Genomic DNA, 17,013 nt, shown 5'->3' on the forward strand with positions numbered 1-17,013 from the left:
GCAGCGAAGCGGTCCGTTCATCCGCCCAGCGAGCGCCACCGTCAGTCCGCGGTCGCGGCGCGTGTTCGCTCCTCGTGTCGCCTCAGCATACCATCAACGACGAACGGCCCGAACGGAACAATCGAAGCGACGGCGGCGCAGCCCACCAGCTTCGCGGTAACGGCCCCCTGCCCCCACGCGACGAACGTGACGAGCGCGTACCCGATGAACAGCGCGCCGTGGACCGCGCCGACCCAGTAAACGACTTCCTTGCCGAGTTCGGGCATCCCGGAGAGGTACTTCAGCGGCATCGCGATGAAGAACAGGACCAGCGCGGAAACGCCTTCCACGAGACCGGCCGCGCGAACGCGGCCAACCGGAGTGTGCAGCACTGTGCTTTCCTCAACAATGAAGCGGTGCGGGACTCAGCTATTTTATGGCCCGGATGATCTGTGAGGCAGACGCCGTGTTAGCCGTGCGCCAGGCCGTAGCAGCCGTTGCGCACCAACTCACTCGCACAATTACCGATCTGTACTCGCCGAAGTGTCGGCTGATTCCCCGTCCATAAGATCGTCCCGGTGCACAAACACTCATTGGGGATGGTCTATGCTCGTACTTCGCCTCCTTGCTATTGTCGGCATTCTCTCGGGCCTCAGTGGATGCGGATAACAGCCAGTTGTGCCCCCCACTAGTGACAAACCGGGAGACGATAAGGGAGCGCCCGCGCCGTCCCCGATCTACAAGGTCAAATCTGAAGACCTTGCTGCAGAATTCAAACAGAACGAGGCCGCGGCACAAGCTAAATACTCTGGCGCGGTCATTGAGGTGAGCGGCAAAATCATTTTCCTCGGATTGCGAAATGTCGACAATGCCCTTGTTGGATTGCGAGAAACTCAGGACCAAAAGTCCGGATCAAGCATCGGCCTAAGCGTCGTGATGAAGGGAAGAAGCGTAATTGGTAAAATCGCTTGTGAACAAGAGGTTTCTATACGCTGCACCTGGAAAAAGACACCGCTCTCGTCGGGCCTCGTCGAGGGAGAACTTCTCACAACCGGACCTGACACGGCGGTACGAATGACATCAGAGGAGTTTGCACAACAGTTTACGGCTGATCCCAAGGGGATGAAGGAAAAATGCCGGGATCGAACCATCATTCTGCGGGGGGCGGTTGATTCCGGGCCAGACCCCAAGGGCCAAGCCAACGAGTTCGGTCTCAAAGGCAACGGCCGGATCCGTATTCGCTGTCGAATCCAACCGGCCTATGTAGATGAATGCCCGGTTCCCGCCATCGGGAAAGACGTTACGGTTGTTGCGTCATTGTGGCTAGTGGACGAGGGCGAAAGCGTGTTCCTCTTCGTCCACATGTGAACCATCACTTAAGCCGCTCTTTCCACTCGCCCAACTGCCGTTCGACCTCGGCCGGGGCGGTCGAGCCGTAGCTGCGGAACGCCGCCAGGCTGTTCGCCACGCCCAGCGCGGCCTTGACCTCGGGCGCGGGGAACAGTTCGGCCGGGAGATCGGCGAGGCGGCACTTGCGCTGCTCGCACTCCCGCACCAGGTTACCGACCACCTCGTGGGCCGAGCGCATCGGCACGCCGCGGGCGATGAGCGCTTCCATCAACGTCGTGGCGTCGAGGAACCCGTCTTCGATGCGGGCGGCAATGACCTCGCGCCGCAGCTTCGTCTGGCTCACGAGCGGGGCGGCCACCGCCAAGCACCCCTGAACGGTGTCGAAGGCGTCGAAAAGGGCGGTTTTGTCTTCCTGAAGGTCGCGGTTGTACGCCAGCGGCAACCCCTTCACCAGCAGGAAGAGCTGTTGCAGCGCGCCGATCACGCGGCCGGCCTTTCCGCGGGTCAGTTCCAGCACGTCCGGGTTCTTCTTGTGCGGCATGATGCTCGACCCCGTGCAGAACGCGTCGGGCAAGTCGAGGAAGTTGAACTCGGTGGTGCTCCAGATCACCCACTCTTCCGCCCAGCCGCTCAGGTGCGCGGCGACGAGCGACAGGCAGAACACGAACTCCAGCGCGAAGTCACGGTCGCTGGACACGTCGAGGCTGTTCCGCGCGACCGAATCGAACGCGAGCTTGGCCCGCACCGACTCGCGGTCGATGGGCAGCGAGGTGCCCGCGAGCGCCGCGGCCCCGAGCGGCAGCACGTTCACCCGCTTGCGGCAGTCGGCGAGCCGCTCGCGGTCGCGCTGGAACTTCTCGGCGTAGGCCAGGAAGTAGTGCGCCGCGAGCACCGGCTGCGCGCGCTGCAGGTGCGTGTACCCGGGCAGGATCAACCCCCGCTCGCGCTCCGCCGACTCCACGAACGAGCGCTGGAGGTCGGCGAGGAGGGAATCCAGCTCGTCGATCGCGTCGCGGGTCCAAAGCTTGAGGTCCGTCACCACCTGGTCGTTGCGGCTGCGGCCCGTGTGCAGCTTGCGGCCGGTGTCGCCGAGCCTCGCGATCAGCGCGCGCTCGATGTGGGTGTGGATGTCCTCAAGGGAGATCTTGTACTCCATCTTGCCGGCGTCGATGTCGGCCCCGATGTCGTCGAGGGCGCGAACGATCTGCTCGGCCTCTTGCGCCGTGAGCATGCCCACCTCGGCGAGCATCCGGGCGTGCGCCTGGCTCCCCTGGATGTCGTGCCGGTACAGCCGCTTGTCGAAGCTGATCGATTCCGTGAACGCTTCCACGCGCGAGTCGGTGCCGCCGCTGAACCGCCCGCCCCAGGTCTTCTGACTCATGTTCGTTGCTTGCCGCTCGTCGGGTGGGGCAAGGCTTTGCGCAGCCCCACCGCTCGCGTGACACGGCGGGACTGCGCAAAGCCTTGCCCCGCCTCTAGGGTGTGGTTTTAGGATTTCTCCGCCGGCCTGACACTTTCCTCCGCCCCGCCGAGTACAGTGAGTGACGCCCAGTCCCTCCGGAGTTCACGAATATGCGATTCCGCTGGCTCGCCGCGCTCGCCGTGGCCCTCGCCTCCACCGGCCTTGCGAACGCGCAGCCCAAGCCCCTTGAGCCGACGATCGAGGTGCGGCTCCGCTCCGTCAACGACCTGGTGGACAAGTTCGAGTACGTCGCGGCCCTGGCGGGCAAGGAGGACGCCGCCGCTCGGGTGCGCGAGTTCCTCAAGGCGCTCAGTGCCGACAAGAAGGGTATCGAGGGCATCGACCCGAAACAGCCGTTCGGGGCGTACGCGCTGCTCGAAAAAGAGGTGGCCAACAGCCCGTTCGTCGTCATGGTGCCGGTCGCCGACGAGGAGCAGTTCCTCAAAGCGCTCGAGAAGCACCTGGGCGTGACCGTGGAGAAGGGCGACGAGGGCACCAAGAAGGTGCCCGTGCCGCTGGCGGGCGAGGCGCACCTGCGGTTCGCCAACGGCTACGTGTACGTGTCGCAGAAGGTGAAGGACCTCGACGCCAAGGCGCTCGTCAAGCCCGCGACCTACTTCGCGAACGACGACGGGGCGATCGCGTCCCTGATCGTTCACGTCGACCGCATCCCCGCGGACCTGCGGGCCTTCGCGTTCGGGCAGTTCGAGCTGGGCGTGAACCAGGAGCGCAAGAAGAACGAGGGGAACGAGAGCCCGGCGGAAAAGAAGCTCAAGGGCCTCGTGTTCGACGCCATCCTGGCGGGCACCAAGGGCACGCTGGACGACGGCAAGGACCTGACCATCAAGCTCTTCGCCGATCCGAAGTCCGACGACCTGAACGCGGAGGTGACCTTCAGCGCGAAGAGCGGGACGACGACCGCCCGGAACTTCTCCGCGCTGGGCAGCAAAACGAGCCTGCCGGCGGGCATCGTCGCGACCGCCAACCCGGCCGCGAAGGGCAACCTGAAACTCGCCATGACCGACGGCATCAAAAAGGAGTTCTCCGCGGCCGTGGACGAGCTGTTCGCCGAGGCGCTCAAGAAGGCGCCGGACGACCAGCAGGCGGTGCTGAAGTCGCTGATCGCGGCCGTCGGCCCGACGATCAAGTCCGGCGAGCTGGACGTGGCCGCGTCGCTGGTCGGCCCGAACGCGAAGGGCCACGTGCATCTCATCACCGCGCTGGCCGCGAAGGACGGTAAGGAGTTCGAGAAGTTCGTCAAGAAGTTCGTGGGCGACTACGGCGACCTCATCGGCGCGTTCGTCGAGATCAAGCTCGACGTCGAGAAGGTCGGCGCGTTCAACCTCCACCGGATCGAACTGCAGCAGGCGGACGAGAATTTCGAGAAGATCTTCGGCACGAAGGTGTTCTGGCTGGCCACCTCGGACACCGCGCTCGCGATCAGCATCGAACCGGAGGGCGAGCTGATCAAGAAGGGCCTGAAGGCGCAGCCGGTACCGGTCGCGGTGGCGTCGGTGGACGCGGCGGTGGCGAAGCTGGCCCCGCTCGCACAGCCGGACGCCAAGCCCGACGAACTGAAGGCGTTGCTGAAGGACGCGTTCGGCGGCAACCCGGCCGGTAAAGACACGGCGACCTTCAGCATTGAGGGCGGCGAGCAACTGAAGGTAAAGTTCAAACTCAAGGGCAAGGCGGTCCGCTTCGGCGCGGGGCTCGACGCGCTCAAAGGGAAATGATGTTTCTCATTCGCTCTCCGGCGCCGCACCGGGGAGCGAATGAAATGCGGGACCGGACCGATGACGGCACACGCGGCGGCCGCCGAAGCGAGTCGGGGCCGTCGCGGCCTTTCGATCACTTGAGGCGGTCCGCCTGCGATCGCACCGCAGTGGGTCAAGTAGCCACGAAACCGTCGCACAACACGCTATTCGCCCGCCACCGACGCCCGGTACCGCGTGACCACGAACTCGATCACGTGCTCGCTGGTGACCTCACTGACAGGCGCCTGGAGCGGCCACTCGTGAACGAACACGTTGTGACCGTCACGGACCAGCTCGCGGGCGAGCACGTGAACGCCGGTCGGACCGGAGCGGAACCGGAACTTCAGATCCAACTCGGACCGCTCCCGGGACGCGCGCACCACGAACCCGATGGCGCCCGGGCCGGCCGTAATTTCCACCCGGCGCCCGAGCGCACGCAACTCCACGGCGACCTGCTCCAAGGCCGGCGCGACCGTTCCCGTCAACCAGAGCGTGGCTTCCGCTTTGAGGATGTCATCGGACCGCGCCCGCTCGACCGACTCGACCTCACCGGCACGCCCGGCCGCAGCCGCCAAGCTGGCCCGCCATTCGCTCATGGGAACGGCCTTTCAGATCGGGTGATATGTGCGGGCGAAAATCCGAGATGGGCTACATAGCGGCGGCGTGGTGCCGGGACCAGCGCCCTGAACCAGGATCGTTGTGAGGAGAATGCGGCGCAGCCGTCATAAACGGAAAACTCGTACCAATCGAACGCACACCGCAGAAGATGGTGGGCCGCACCGACAGGTCCACGGCGCGGCTCTTGTCCAGCTCCCCCCGGTTTCCCCTCAATAACCCGCCCGCCACGCCACTCAAGTCGGTCGAAATCCGGGCCGAGAAGAACACACCCATCTTCGACCTTCGGGGGTAGCGTCAGCCCTCATGCGCTCACGACTCGTCGGCCAGCTCGAAGCTACCCGGTTCGGGACCGAAGGTGTTGCGAGTGGTCGAGCGCCTCACGCACCTTGGCGGCCAGCGATTCGGACAAAAACGGCTTGGGCAGGAAGTGCTCGGTGTCGCACCGGACGCCGTACTTGAGCAGCGAACCGTCGGTGTAGCCGCTCATAAACAGCACTTCGAGCCCGGGCCGTCCGGCCCGGAGTTGCTCGGCGACGACCCGGCCGCTGGCCCCTGGCAGGACCACATCCGTGAGCAGCAGGTGGATCGGCCCCGGGTGCGCGGCCGCCACCGCCAGCGCCTCGGCCCCGTCCGACGCTTCAAGGACCTTGTACCCGCGGGCGGTCAGGGTGAGGCGAGCGAAGGCCCGGACGCGCGCATCGTCTTCCACCACCAGAACCGTTTCCGCGCCGCCCGCGGGCGACACGGTCGGAACCGTTACCGGCCCGGGCGCGGCCGGCTCGGCCGCGCGGGGAAAGTAGATGTCGAACCGGGTTCCGGCCCCGGGCGCACTCGTCACGGCCAGGTGCCCGGCGCTCTGCTCGACGATCCCGTACACAGTGGACAACCCGAGCCCGGTCCCGTGTCCCGCGGCCTTCGTTGTGAAGAACGGTTCGAAGATCCGCGACAGCACATCCTGCGACATCCCCGTGCCGGTGTCGGACACACTCAGCCGCACGTGCGGCCCGGGCCGCGCCCCCCTGTGCTCCCGGGCGTACCCCTCGTCCAGCTCCGCGTTCCCGATCTCGACGGTTAGGGCGCCCCCGGTCGGCATCGCGTCCCGGGCGTTGACCGCCAGGTTCATGAGCACCTGTTCGATCTGCCCCGGGTCGGCGCGGACCGGCCACACCCGAGCCCCGGCGCTCACCCGCAACCGGATGTCGGCGCCGAGCAACTGGCGGAGCAACTTCTCGGTGCCGCGCGTCACCGTACTAAGGTCCAGCACCTGCGGGGCGAGTACCTGCTGCCGGCTGAACGCGAGCAACTGGCGGGTGAGGTCGGCCGACCGCTTTCCGGCGTGCCGGATCTCCTCAATGTGCTCTCGCAGCGGGCTCTTCGGCCCCACCTCGTTAAGGAGCAAGGTGCTGTAGCCGTTGATGACCGTCAGCAAGTTGTTGAAGTCGTGCGCCACCCCGCCCGCCAGCCGCCCCAGCGCGTCCATCTTTTGAGCCTGGCGGAACTGGTCCTCCAGGTTGCGTCGCCGGGTCACGTCCGTGTGCACCCCGATGAAGTGCGTCAGCCGGCCCGTCGCGTCCCGCACCGGGGAGATCGACAGCTCGCTCCAGAAGGGGGAGCCGTCCTTCTTGTAGTTCAACAGCTCCACGGCACACGGCACGCCGGCGCGCACCGCCGCGCGGACCTGCGCGACCGCCTCCGCGCTCGTGTCCCGCCCCTGCAGCAGGTGCCAGTTCCGCCCCATCACCTCCGCGGCGGTGTACCCCGTCAGCCGCTCGAACCCCGGGCTGGCGAACACGACGGGGTGGTCCGGGTGCTCGGCGTCGGAGATCAGGATGCCCTGCGTCACGGCCTGGATGGCGCGGTCCCGCACGCGCAGCGCCTCCTCGGCCGCGCGCCGGGCGGTCACATCTTGGGTCAGGCACAGGAACCCGGTGAACCGGCCGTCGTCGCCGAAGAGCGGGGTGTTGTGCCACTCGCAGACGATGACCCGCCCGTCCCGGGTGAGGTTCTCGTTAACGGAGTGGGCCGACATGTCCCCGCTTCGGATCCGCTCGAACAGTACCCCGGCCTCGTGTTGGGACGAGGCCGGCATGAGATCGAACCCGCTCATCCCGAGGGCCGCGCTCCGGGGGTGGCCGAAAATGCGCTCGGCCGCCGGGTTCCACTCGACGACGCGCGCGTCGGCGCCGAACAGGATGTAGCCCAGCGGCATGCGCTCGATCTGGAGCCGGAGCCGGGCCAGCAGGGCGTCGCGCTCGCCCGCAAGCCGGTTCCGCTCGGTCACGTCCCGCGAGATCCCGAGCACCCCGACGACGGCCCCGTCGGCGTTACGGTGCGGGGCCTTGGTGACCGAAAACGTCCGGAGCTGGCCGCCCGTGGTGAGCGCCTCCTCGTCCGTCACCACCCGACCCGTTTCGATCACCTCAAGGTCGTTGCTCCGGATGACCCGGGCGCTGACCGGGTCGAACAAGTCGGCGTCGGACCGCCCCAGCACCTCGGCGGCGGGGCGGCCCATGACCGCCGCGGCGGCCGAGTTCGCGAGCAGGTATCGGCCGGCACGATCCTTGACGAAGATCGCGTCCGTCGTGCCCTCGACCACGGCCCCGAGCAACTCGCCGGTCCGCCGCAGTTCCGACGCCATACGCTCCCGTTCGGTCACGTCCCGAACGATGAGCGTGTAAAACCGCCGCCCGCCCGTCGATCCGAGCGACACCGAAACCTCTGCCGGGAACTCGTCCCCGCCCTGGCGGATTCCCCGTGCGGGGAACGCTTGTGCCGGCGCGGCGTCACCGTCACCGGCGGACGGCGTGCCGGGAATGAAGTCGCCGACCGGGCGCCCCAGGGCGCCGGCCGCGGGGCACCGGAACATCCGCTCGGCGGCCGGGTTGAACAGCGTGACCCGCCGGTCCGGCCCGGCGCCGATGATCGCGTCGTGGGCGGCCGCGATGAGGGACGCGAGCTGACACTCGGTGCGCACCTGCCCGAGCGCCCGTTCGACGGCGTCCGGGAGGTAGTCCAGGTACTCGATCGACTTGGTGACGAAATCCCGGACCCCGAGGCGCAGCGCCCGGATCACGGTCGCCTCGCTGCTGAACCCGGTCACCAGGATGACCGGGACGTCGTACCCGGCGGCTTTCACCTGCACGTAGAAGTCCAGCCCGTCGGTGTCGTCGGGCAGGCGGTAATCGAGGAGGATCAGGTCCACCTCGGTGGTCGCGAGCGCGGCCAGCGCGCCGGCCGCGGTGGCCGCGACCAGGACCCTGTACCCGGCGTCTTCGAGGCGGACCTGCTCCAGTTCGGCGAGGCCGGCGTCGTCCTCGACGATCAGCACCGTGGCGCTCGGGGCGCCGACGTGGGCGAGTGTGGGAGGCGCAATCATCAGTGGGTTCCCTGCGTTCGGCCGGGTGCCGGCCCGGTGCTCCGTGCGTCGTCAGGCCCGCGAGCCGGCGAGCGCCGCCGGTTCGTTCGCGCTGAGCACCTGCCGCACCTTCGTCAGCAGATCGTCCACCTCGAACGGCTTCTGAAGGAACTCGGCGTCGGCCGACTCGATCCCGTGGCGCACCCGCGGGTCGTCGGTGTACCCGCTCATGTACAGGAGCCGCAGGCCCGGGTCCTGCTCGCGGAGCGCGTCGGCCAGCTCCCGCCCGCTCATCCCCGACATGACCACGTCGGTCAGCAGGAGGTGGATGGGGCCGCGGGTCTTGTAGAGTTCGAGCGCCTCCTCGCCGCTGCCCGCTTCCGCCACCTTGTACCCGGCGCCGCGCAGGGTGAGCGCCGCGAGCACGCGCACCGGGCGCTCGTCCTCGACCAGCAGCACCGTTTCACCACCGCGCGGGCGGGGCGTGGCCGCCGCCTTCGGCACGACCGGGACCGGCTTCGCCGCGGCCGGCAAGTACATCGTGAACGTGGTGCCCACCCCGATCGTGCTGTCCACCACGATGTGCCCGCCCGACTGTTTGACGATGCCGTACACGGACGCCAGCCCGAGCCCGGCCCCCTTGCCGACCCCCTGGGTCGAAAAGAACGGCTCGAAGATCTGCCCCTTCACGTCGACCGTCATGCCGTACCCGGTGTCGGCGACCATCAACCGGACGTACCGGCCGGGGGCCAAATCGCCGGGCGCCGGCCCGCCGTCGTGGAGGTCCACCGCGTCCGTCGTGAGCGTGAGGCGGCCGCCCTGCGGCATCGCCTCGCGGGCGTACACGCACAGGGTCGCGAGCGCCTGCTCGATCTGGTCCGGGTCGGCCGAAACGAGGCCGAGGTTGGTGCCCAAGGCGAGCACCAGGCGCACGTCGCCGCCGACCAATTTGGTAAGCACCTTCTGAGCCTCGGTCACCAGCCCGTTCACGTTGAGCACCTGGGGGCGCAGCACCTGCAAGCGGCCGAACGCGAGGAGCTGCCGCGTCAGGTCGGTGGCGCGGGCGCTCGCGGCGCGGACCTCCCCGAGCGCGTCACCGGCGGGGGTGCCCTCCGGACACACGGCGATGAGCTGCCGGGTGTAGCCGTTGATGATGGTGAGCAGGTTGTTGAAGTCGTGCGCCACCCCGCCCGCGAGCTGGCAGATCGCGTCCATCTTCTGCGTCTGGCGGAACTGGTCCTCGTGGCGGCGCGCGGCCGTCACGTCCTGTGCGAGTGACAGGACCCCCTGAAACGTGCCCGCGGCGTCAACGAGCGGCGCGTGGTGCCACTCGCACAGGATCTCGCGCCCGCTCTTGGTGACGTTCTCGGCCACCTCGTGCGCGTCGCGGTCCCCGGTCGCGAGCCGGGCGAACGTGCTCTCGGCGGCGCCCCGCGCACGCGCCGGAACGACCACCTCGAACGGGCGCTTGCCGAGCACCTCGGCCCGGGCGAACCCGAACACTCGCTCGGCGGCGCTGTTCCAGTAGGTGTACCGGTTGGCCTCGTCGCTCAGCAGGTAGGCGAGCGGCAGGAGTTCGAGTTGGAACGCCAGACGGGTGCGTTCGTCGGCGCCCGCGGCCCCCTCGTGCGCCACTTCGGTGTGCGTGCCGACCCACTCGCGCACCGTTCCGTCCGCGTCCAGAATCGGCACCCCACGGACGACCATTCGGCGGTATTCGCCGCTCGCGTGCCAGAGCCGGTGCTCCGTTTCGAACTCACGCCGCTCGGACCGCGCCGCCGCCCAGGCGCCGCGGTACGGCTCCTGGTCTTCCGGGTGCACAACACGCAGCCACCCGTGCCCCCGGTGCTCGCCGAACGGTTGGCCCGTGAACGCGCTCCACTCCGGCTGCTCGGTTTCAAATTCCCCGACCGGGTCTGCGCGCCACACGATCGCGACGGACGTGCTGACCAGGGCACGGAACCGCTCCTCGTTCGCCCGCAGTTCGTCCTCGGCGCGGGTCCGCTCGGCGAGTTCGTGCCGGAGCCCGTCGGCGTCGGCGGCCAAACCGGCCGTGCGAATCCGGACCCGCGACTCGAGCGTGTCGGTCGCCTGTCGCAACAGCGCGGCCGTCTGATCCCGCTCTCGGGCGACGCGCCGAACGAAAACGACCAACAGCCCACCGAGAGCGAAAGCTGCTCCCGCCGCGATCGCCAATGCGAATACCATACGCTCATCCAATCAACTTGCCTTTTCCGCCTGGTGCATCCGGAACCTTAGAGGCGAAGTAAGGGCGGGCGTGTCGGGCAAACCCCGCAAAACGTCCGTGCCGGATGAGCGGGTGCGGGATGATTGTGGGCGCGAGAGAAGTTCTAGGGCGGTGCGCGACGCGGCTGTCACGTCGCGTGTGGCCAACACATACTTATTTTGCGAATCTGTAACGGCTCGATTACAGTGAGCCTCACCAAGAAGTGGTTCCGCATCGAACGCAGCAGCCTGCATTTGCTCCAAAATGCGGTGTCATCATCATCGGGGGGGGGGGCGCGGCTGTTCCGGCTCGTGCGAGCGGCGGCAATCGCTTACTCGCCCGCATAACTTGCCGAACCGATTGCCGTATTTGCAATGATCACGTGTACCGAGTGAGGGCCTGCGCTACCGCTTTGGTGCCTGCGTTACACCCGAACCACCTCGGACGAACCCGCACGACTTCGCCCGTTGCGCCTGTCGGCCTTACATTGGTGATACGTACCCGGCAGTCTCCAACGGGACCGCTCCAAGAGCGTCTGTTCCCGCCCGCACCACTTCGCGAATCGTCGCCTACTTCCCGGCGGCCCACTTGCGCCACGCCGCCTCGAGCGGCGCGAACCCCTTGTCCTTCTCCCGCAATCCGGCGGCTTCCAGAGCCTGCGGGAAGGTCGGGGCGTCGTTGTTCTCGCTTGGCATCAGGCCGCTGAGGATCATCGGGAACTTGGCCGCTCCCGGCCCGAAGGTGAGGTACTCGGCCAGCGACTGCCCGAGCACGTCGTTGGCGGCGGACTTCGCCTCCCCCCACACGTCGTCCAGCTTCGCGCCCTTGGCAATCGCGGCGCGGGCCTGTGTCCGGTACGCGGTGTACCGCCGCGCCGTGGTGCCCTCGGCGCGCATCGCCGTGACCCGACCGAACCCGTCGCGGAGCCAGTCCGGCACGTTCTGGGTGCCGGTCCCCTTCCCCTTCAGGTGCTCGCCGGCGATCCGGGCCGCGGTGTTGAAGTACAGTTCGGCGTCCGTAGTCTTTGCAGGCGCCTCGGCGGGGTCCACGAGGAACGGCGGATCGGCCCGCAAGTCCGAATGGATGCCCTCGGGCGCCACCTGAAACGCCCGCCGCATGAGCGCCTTGTACTCGGCGCTGTCGGGCATGAAGTAAACTGTCAGTTTCCCTTTCCAGGGCGCTTCCTTGTCGTCGAACTTCAGCGCCTTGCGGGCCACGGCGGTCGCCTTTTCCAGCGCCTCGCCAAGGGCCTTTGCCTTCTCCGGCGGGAGCGCACCGGCGACCAGATAGTTGGCGGTTTCGACCACCGTCGGCTTGTCGATGTTGGCCTTCTTCAGGTTCGCGACGGCGACGGCTTTCGCCCCTTTCACAATCGCGTCCTTGTCCTGCGCGTCCGCCGGGTGCGGAGTGGACAGGCCGACGGCCAGAGCACAGCACAAGGCGAGGCCGAACAAAGCGCGGTACAGCACAGATGAGTCTCCGTCAGAAGACACGGCGTCGAACCCGAGTATAGCTCAACGCGGCCGGCCGCGCCGGCCGCTCACAGCCCGAGTACGTCGTTCATGGTGTACCGCCCGGCCGGGCGGTTCGCCATGTGCTTCGCGGCCAGCAGCGCCCCGCGCGCGTAGCTGTCGCGGTTGTGCCCCTTGTGGACCAGTTCCAGCGTCTCGCCGATGGTGGTGAAGACGATCGTATGCTCGCCCACGTTGTCGCCGCCGCGCACCGCGTGGATGCCGATCTCCTCGGCCTTGCGCTCGCCCACAATGCCCTCGCGGCCGTGGACGAACTGCCCCCCCTGCACTTCCCGGATGATCTCGCCGAACCGCACCGCCGTGCCGCTCGGCGAGTCCTTCTTGAACCGGTGGTGCCGCTCGATGATCTCCGCGTCGAACCCCTTACCCTTGAGCGCCTCGGAGGTGAGCCGGACCAACTTGAACAGCAGGTTCACAACCAGGCTCATGTTGGGCGCGTACAGTACGGCGGTCATATGCGCCGCGGCCTCGATCTCCGCCTTTTGCGCGTCGGTGTGGCCGGTGGTGGCGACCACGATCGGGATCTGCCGGTCCACGCACACCGGCAGCACGGCCATGGTGCCCGAGGGCGCGGAGAAGTCGATCAGCGTATCGACGCGGGTGCCGAGGGGCAGGTCGTAGCGGATCGGCACGCCGTTCGGACCGATGCCCGCCACTTCGCCGGAGTCTTTACCTTGCGCCGGATTCGTGGCGGCGTCCACGGCCGCGACCAGCACCAGGTCCGGGTCCTCTTTGGCCAGCGCCACCAGCCGCTGCCCCATCCGCCCGCACGCCCCGTTAACCGCGATATGAACTTTCATGTGTGCCTCGGCGATCTGTCGTCGTTCCGTGTCGGTTCGCTTTCCAACATATCGGCTCACGGGCCGTGGGGCACGCTGCCGTCGTAGGACACGCTGTTCGCCCGGCCGAGGTGGCGCACCGGGGCGTGCCGGGCGGCCCGCTGAGCGGCGTCCGCGGCCCAACCGGTAAAGTGATCGGTAGCGCTGCGACAGGCCGGAAGATCGTCGTGCTCGAAAACGAGCACGCTCCCGCCGACCGCGCTCAATTTCTTGCCCCCCACGTCGGGGTTGATCGCGTAGCCGATCTGGAACGCGCCGCCCCGCGTCGGGCTGTCGGCACCGGCGTCGACCGCGTCGGGACAGCGGAACACGCGCACCGAGTTTTCAACGAACGGCGTCACGGCCCCGGCGGGCGTGTACCCCGGCAGCGCGCTGGTAACCGTGGCCCCGGGGCGGTTGTCGTAGGGGCACCACCAGGTTTCGTTCGGCCCGGTGAAGGTGTTCGCCGGGTCGCACGCGCGGCACAGCGGGTCTTTGCCGCCCTGCCACGGGGCGGGACAGGCGCGTGCGAACGGCAGCGTCTTGTGGGCGTCGTGGTACATGTGGAGGCCGAGGCCGATCTGCCGCAAGTTGTTCTTACAGACGGCGCCGTTGGCGGCGGCCCGGCCCCGTTGCACGGCGGGCAACAGCAGAGCGAAGAGCACCCCGAGGATCGTGAGCACGACAAGGGTTTCGAGGAGCGATAATCCGCGCCGCATGACGCCTCCGGAACGCCACCCGACCGGGCACCGCGCGGGCGGACCGGAGCGGTCAGCACTGGGACTGGATGGCCGCCACAATGGCCCCCAGGTCGTTCGGCACCTGGACGGCCCGGTTTGCGAACGACACCGATTTCACGCCCCGCTTGCCGAGCTTCGCCTCAAACGTGGCGGGGTCGGCACTGTGGTACGCGACAGTCTCGTCCGAGTCCTTCAGGACGTGGCCGGTCAGGATACAGACGACGCTCGCGTCGCGTTCGATCACGCCTTCGGCGACGAGGTGACGGAGGCCGGCGACGCTCGCACCGCTCGCGGGCTCGCACCCGAGGCCGCCGGCCCCGACCTTCGCTTTCGCGTCCAAGATCTGCGCGTCGGGGACCGCCCGCACGACGCCGTTGCAGCAATCCAGAGCCCGGAGCGCCTTCGGCAGGTTCACCGGACGGTTGATCTCGATCGCGCTGGCGAGCGTGTCGGGCTTCCGGTTCGTCGCATCGAGTTCACCGTAATACCCGCTAACGCCGGCCGCATCGAACGCCCCGCCGTTCCAGCGCAGCCCGAGTCGCTCGTGGAGTTGGTAGGCGGTGTGGGCGCCCTCGGCGTTGATAACGGCGAGCCGTGGCAGGCGCGCGATCAGCCCCAGTTCGCGCAGCTCGAAGAACGCTTTTGCGAAGGCCGACACGTTCCCGAGGTTCCCGCCGGGGACGACCACCCAGTCCGGGACCTCCCACCGGAGCGCCTCCAGCACCCGGAACATGATCGTCTTCTGCCCCTCGAGCCGGAACGGGTTGACGCTGTTGACCAGATAAATGCCGAGCTGCCGGCTCACCTCTTGTACCCGGCGCAGCGCGTCGTCGAAGTCGCCCTGGATCTGGACCGTGAGCGCGCCGTGTTCGAGCGCCTGCGACAGCTTCCCGTAACTGATCTTCCCGCTGCCGATGAAAATGATGCCGCGCATCAGTTGCGTGGCGGCGCAGTAGGCGGCCAAGCTTGCCGACGTGTTCCCGGTACTGGCGCACGCGGCGCGGGTGGCACCGGTCATGCGAGCGTGGGTGAACGCGGCGCTCATCCCGTTGTCTTTAAAACTGCCGGACGGGTTCATGCCCTCGTACTGGAGGAACAGCCGGCCGGGGCTCATCCCGCAGTACGCGGCCACCGCGTCGGCGCGCTGGCACAGCGTCTGACCTTCGCCGATGGTGACAATTTTGTCGTCCGGGGCGAACGGGAGCAGTTCACGGAACCGCCACACGCCCGAAAAGTCGAGCGGGTTGGAGCGGCTGGCCCATTTACTCTCGAAGTGCTTCAGGCTCGACGGAACCGGGAGCCGGTTCCAGTCGTAAGCGACATCAAGGAGGCCCCCGCAACGCGGGCAGCGGAACGCGGTGTCGGCCCAGTCGGCGGTGCCGCCGCACGCCGGGTTGATGCAGCGCTGGAAGAGGAGATCTGCCATGCAGTCTGTTTTAGCAGGTCCCCACCCCCTCACGGGATCCGCCGCGCGGTTTTCCGGAGCTTCACGCGGGCGGGCCGCGTGGTATAAGTGGTATGCCCCCACCCGGAGCGAGCCATGCCCGCGCACCTGCTCTCACTCGCCGACGGCCCGAGCATCCTGATGGACAAACCGATCCTGCTGTTCGGCCGGCACGAGGAGTGCGACGTGCAACTCAACTCCAAGAAGGTGTCGCGGCGCCACTGCGTGCTCGCGCAGGTGAACGACTACCTCGTGATCCGCGACCTGGGGAGCACCAACGGGGTGCGTATCAACGGCGAGCGTGTGGCAGAAGGGAAGTTGAAACCCGGCGACGAGTTACAAATCGGCAACTTCAAATACCAGGTGTGTGGCGACATGCTCGGCCAATCCGATGAGCACCCGAAAGTGGAGAGCTACAAGAACATCGCCCCAGCGGAAGGCCCGGCCGGCGACGACAAAAGTACCGGCGAAGACGAGCCGGTGTGAGCCGGCACGGAGCGAGAGGAATTCTAAAACGGCGTCGCCGCTATCAACCGAACGACGCGAGCACGGCTTCACGCCCGTACTCGCGTCGTTTGCGATTACGGCCGGAACACCACGTCCAACCCGCTCGCATCGGTCGGGACCGTTTCCTTGGTGACCGGTTGGTCGCTGTGCTTCCAGGTGAACGTTCGCGGCAATTGGGCGTGCAGGTACGTCTTCGCCGGGAGCTTCACCGCCTGCCCTTCGATGGTCAGCGCGAGGTCACGATCGGTGTGGTTGTAGAACCCGACCTTGCGCAACCCGTTCGCCCCAGCGGTCCCGGTCGCGGGGAACACGCTCACCTTCAAGGCACCGCTCAGCGGGCTCGATTTCACCTGGGTGGGCTTGGTGTCGGGCGAGATCGGCGTGTCCGGCGGGAGCGTGAGCGGGGGCAGCGCATCGGGGTTGCGCGGCACGCTCACGCCGGGCGGCGGGATCAGCGCGTCCGGGGCCGGAGCGGGCACCGGAACCGCCGCCGCCCCCGGCACGTCCGGCAACTTGATGGGCGAGTCCCCTTTCGGAAGCTCCAGGGCCGGAAGCTTCGCTCCGCCCTCCTTCGGCAGTTCCAGGGTCGGGAGCTTCGGCTCGGGCTCTTTCGGCAGTTCAATCACAGGCGGTTTCGTGCCGCCGTCCTTCGGAAGTTCCAGAACGGGCAACTTCGGTTCCGTCTTCTCCCCCGGGAGAACCAGCGGTGGTAGTTTCGGCTCCGACGCCGGCGTCTTCGTGTCCGGCAGCGGTGGGAACTCGATCTTCGCCCCCCCCTTTGGCTCGAGAGCAGGCGGCTTCGGCGCCCCCCATTCGGTCTTCTTGTCGAGGTCCGACCGCGGGACCAGCGGCGGCGCGGGTTCGGCGCCCGTCGGCTTCGTGGGTTCGGTGTTCGCGGCTGGGCGCACCGGCTCGATCAGCGGCGGGCGAGTGGGCGCAGCCGCCTTCGGCGCATCGCCGGGCGTGACCGGCTTCGATCGCTCCACTTTGGGCGGCTGAAGGCCCGGTGACGAGGACGGTGCCACGGTAACAGGCGCGCACGGCTGCACGTACACCGGCTGGCAGTAAACGGGCGGCGCGTAGTAGACCGGCGCTGGCTGGTAATACACGTACGCGGGCGCATAATAGGAGCCACCGGCGGGCGGCCAGCACGCTGATACCCAATCGGGCACCAGCACCAGCGCAAAGAAGACGGTCACGCACAGTTGACGCTTCATGGTGGAGTCC

At 67.7% G+C, this 17,013-nt stretch carries 13 protein-coding genes; 3 read left to right on the forward strand and 10 right to left on the reverse strand.

From position 1 onward, the window contains the following. Positions 1-41: 41 nt before the first annotated feature. Positions 42-371, reverse strand: coding sequence for a DUF3817 domain-containing protein (locus tag GobsT_RS22200; protein ID WP_010048416.1), 330 nt, complete (start codon positions 369-371; stop codon positions 42-44). A gap of 286 nt (positions 372-657) precedes the next feature. Here GobsT_RS22200 and GobsT_RS22205 point away from each other — a divergent pair, with 286 nt between their 5' ends. Next, a complete protein-coding gene (locus GobsT_RS22205; protein WP_071529346.1) occupies positions 658-1,347 on the forward strand; it encodes an OB-fold protein in 690 nt (229 codons plus the stop codon). 4 nt (positions 1,348-1,351) lie between these two features. Here GobsT_RS22205 and argH read toward each other — a convergent pair whose 3' ends face one another. Further along, entirely contained in the window at positions 1,352-2,710 is a 1,359-nt protein-coding gene (argH, locus tag GobsT_RS22210; RefSeq protein ID WP_010048418.1) for an argininosuccinate lyase, read from the reverse strand. Between the two features lie 191 nt (positions 2,711-2,901). Between argH and GobsT_RS40570 the strand changes: the two genes are divergently transcribed. Continuing rightward, positions 2,902-4,524, forward strand: coding sequence for a hypothetical protein (locus GobsT_RS40570; RefSeq protein WP_010044063.1), 1,623 nt, complete (start codon positions 2,902-2,904; stop codon positions 4,522-4,524). Between the two features lie 185 nt (positions 4,525-4,709). Here GobsT_RS40570 and GobsT_RS22220 read toward each other — a convergent pair whose 3' ends face one another. The 7 genes from GobsT_RS22220 to thrC form a co-directional block, all read right to left on the reverse strand. Next, positions 4,710-5,141 (reverse strand): hypothetical protein, encoded by a 432-nt coding sequence (locus tag GobsT_RS22220; RefSeq protein ID WP_010044067.1) that lies wholly within the window; start codon positions 5,139-5,141, stop codon positions 4,710-4,712. Between the two features lie 356 nt (positions 5,142-5,497). Further along, the gene (locus GobsT_RS22225) at positions 5,498-8,539 is read right to left on the reverse strand and encodes a PAS domain S-box protein (RefSeq protein WP_010044069.1); all 3,042 of its coding nucleotides are present in this window, start codon (positions 8,537-8,539) and stop codon (positions 5,498-5,500) included. Between the two features lie 51 nt (positions 8,540-8,590). Further along, positions 8,591-10,726 carry a hybrid sensor histidine kinase/response regulator gene (locus GobsT_RS22230; RefSeq protein WP_010044071.1) on the reverse strand — a complete coding sequence of 712 codons (2,136 nt, stop codon included), beginning with the start codon at positions 10,724-10,726 and terminating at the stop codon, positions 8,591-8,593. 588 nt (positions 10,727-11,314) lie between these two features. Further along, on the reverse strand, positions 11,315-12,214 hold the full coding sequence (locus tag GobsT_RS22235) for a hypothetical protein (protein WP_010044073.1): 900 nt from the start codon (positions 12,212-12,214) through the stop codon (positions 11,315-11,317). A 71-nt stretch (positions 12,215-12,285) separates the two neighbouring features. After that, positions 12,286-13,077 (reverse strand): 4-hydroxy-tetrahydrodipicolinate reductase, encoded by a 792-nt coding sequence (gene dapB / locus GobsT_RS22240; RefSeq protein WP_010044075.1) that lies wholly within the window; start codon positions 13,075-13,077, stop codon positions 12,286-12,288. Between the two features lie 56 nt (positions 13,078-13,133). After that, positions 13,134-13,814: a DUF1559 family PulG-like putative transporter gene (locus GobsT_RS22245; RefSeq protein WP_010044078.1), complete on the reverse strand. Its 681-nt coding sequence runs from the start codon at positions 13,812-13,814 to the stop codon at positions 13,134-13,136. Between the two features lie 52 nt (positions 13,815-13,866). Further along, positions 13,867-15,261 (reverse strand): threonine synthase, encoded by a 1,395-nt coding sequence (gene thrC, locus GobsT_RS22250; RefSeq protein ID WP_010044080.1) that lies wholly within the window; start codon positions 15,259-15,261, stop codon positions 13,867-13,869. Between the two features lie 114 nt (positions 15,262-15,375). On the opposite strand from thrC, the gene GobsT_RS22255 reads away from it, so the two are divergent. Further along, on the forward strand, positions 15,376-15,765 hold the full coding sequence (locus tag GobsT_RS22255) for an FHA domain-containing protein (protein ID WP_010044082.1): 390 nt from the start codon (positions 15,376-15,378) through the stop codon (positions 15,763-15,765). Positions 15,766-15,860: 95 nt separating this feature from the next. Here GobsT_RS22255 and GobsT_RS22260 read toward each other — a convergent pair whose 3' ends face one another. Beyond that, the gene (locus GobsT_RS22260) at positions 15,861-17,003 is read right to left on the reverse strand and encodes a hypothetical protein (protein ID WP_010044084.1); all 1,143 of its coding nucleotides are present in this window, start codon (positions 17,001-17,003) and stop codon (positions 15,861-15,863) included. Positions 17,004-17,013: the final 10 nt, after the last annotated feature.

This window comes from Gemmata obscuriglobus (assembly GCF_008065095.1).
Taxonomy (GTDB): Bacteria; Planctomycetota; Planctomycetia; order Gemmatales; family Gemmataceae; genus Gemmata; species Gemmata obscuriglobus.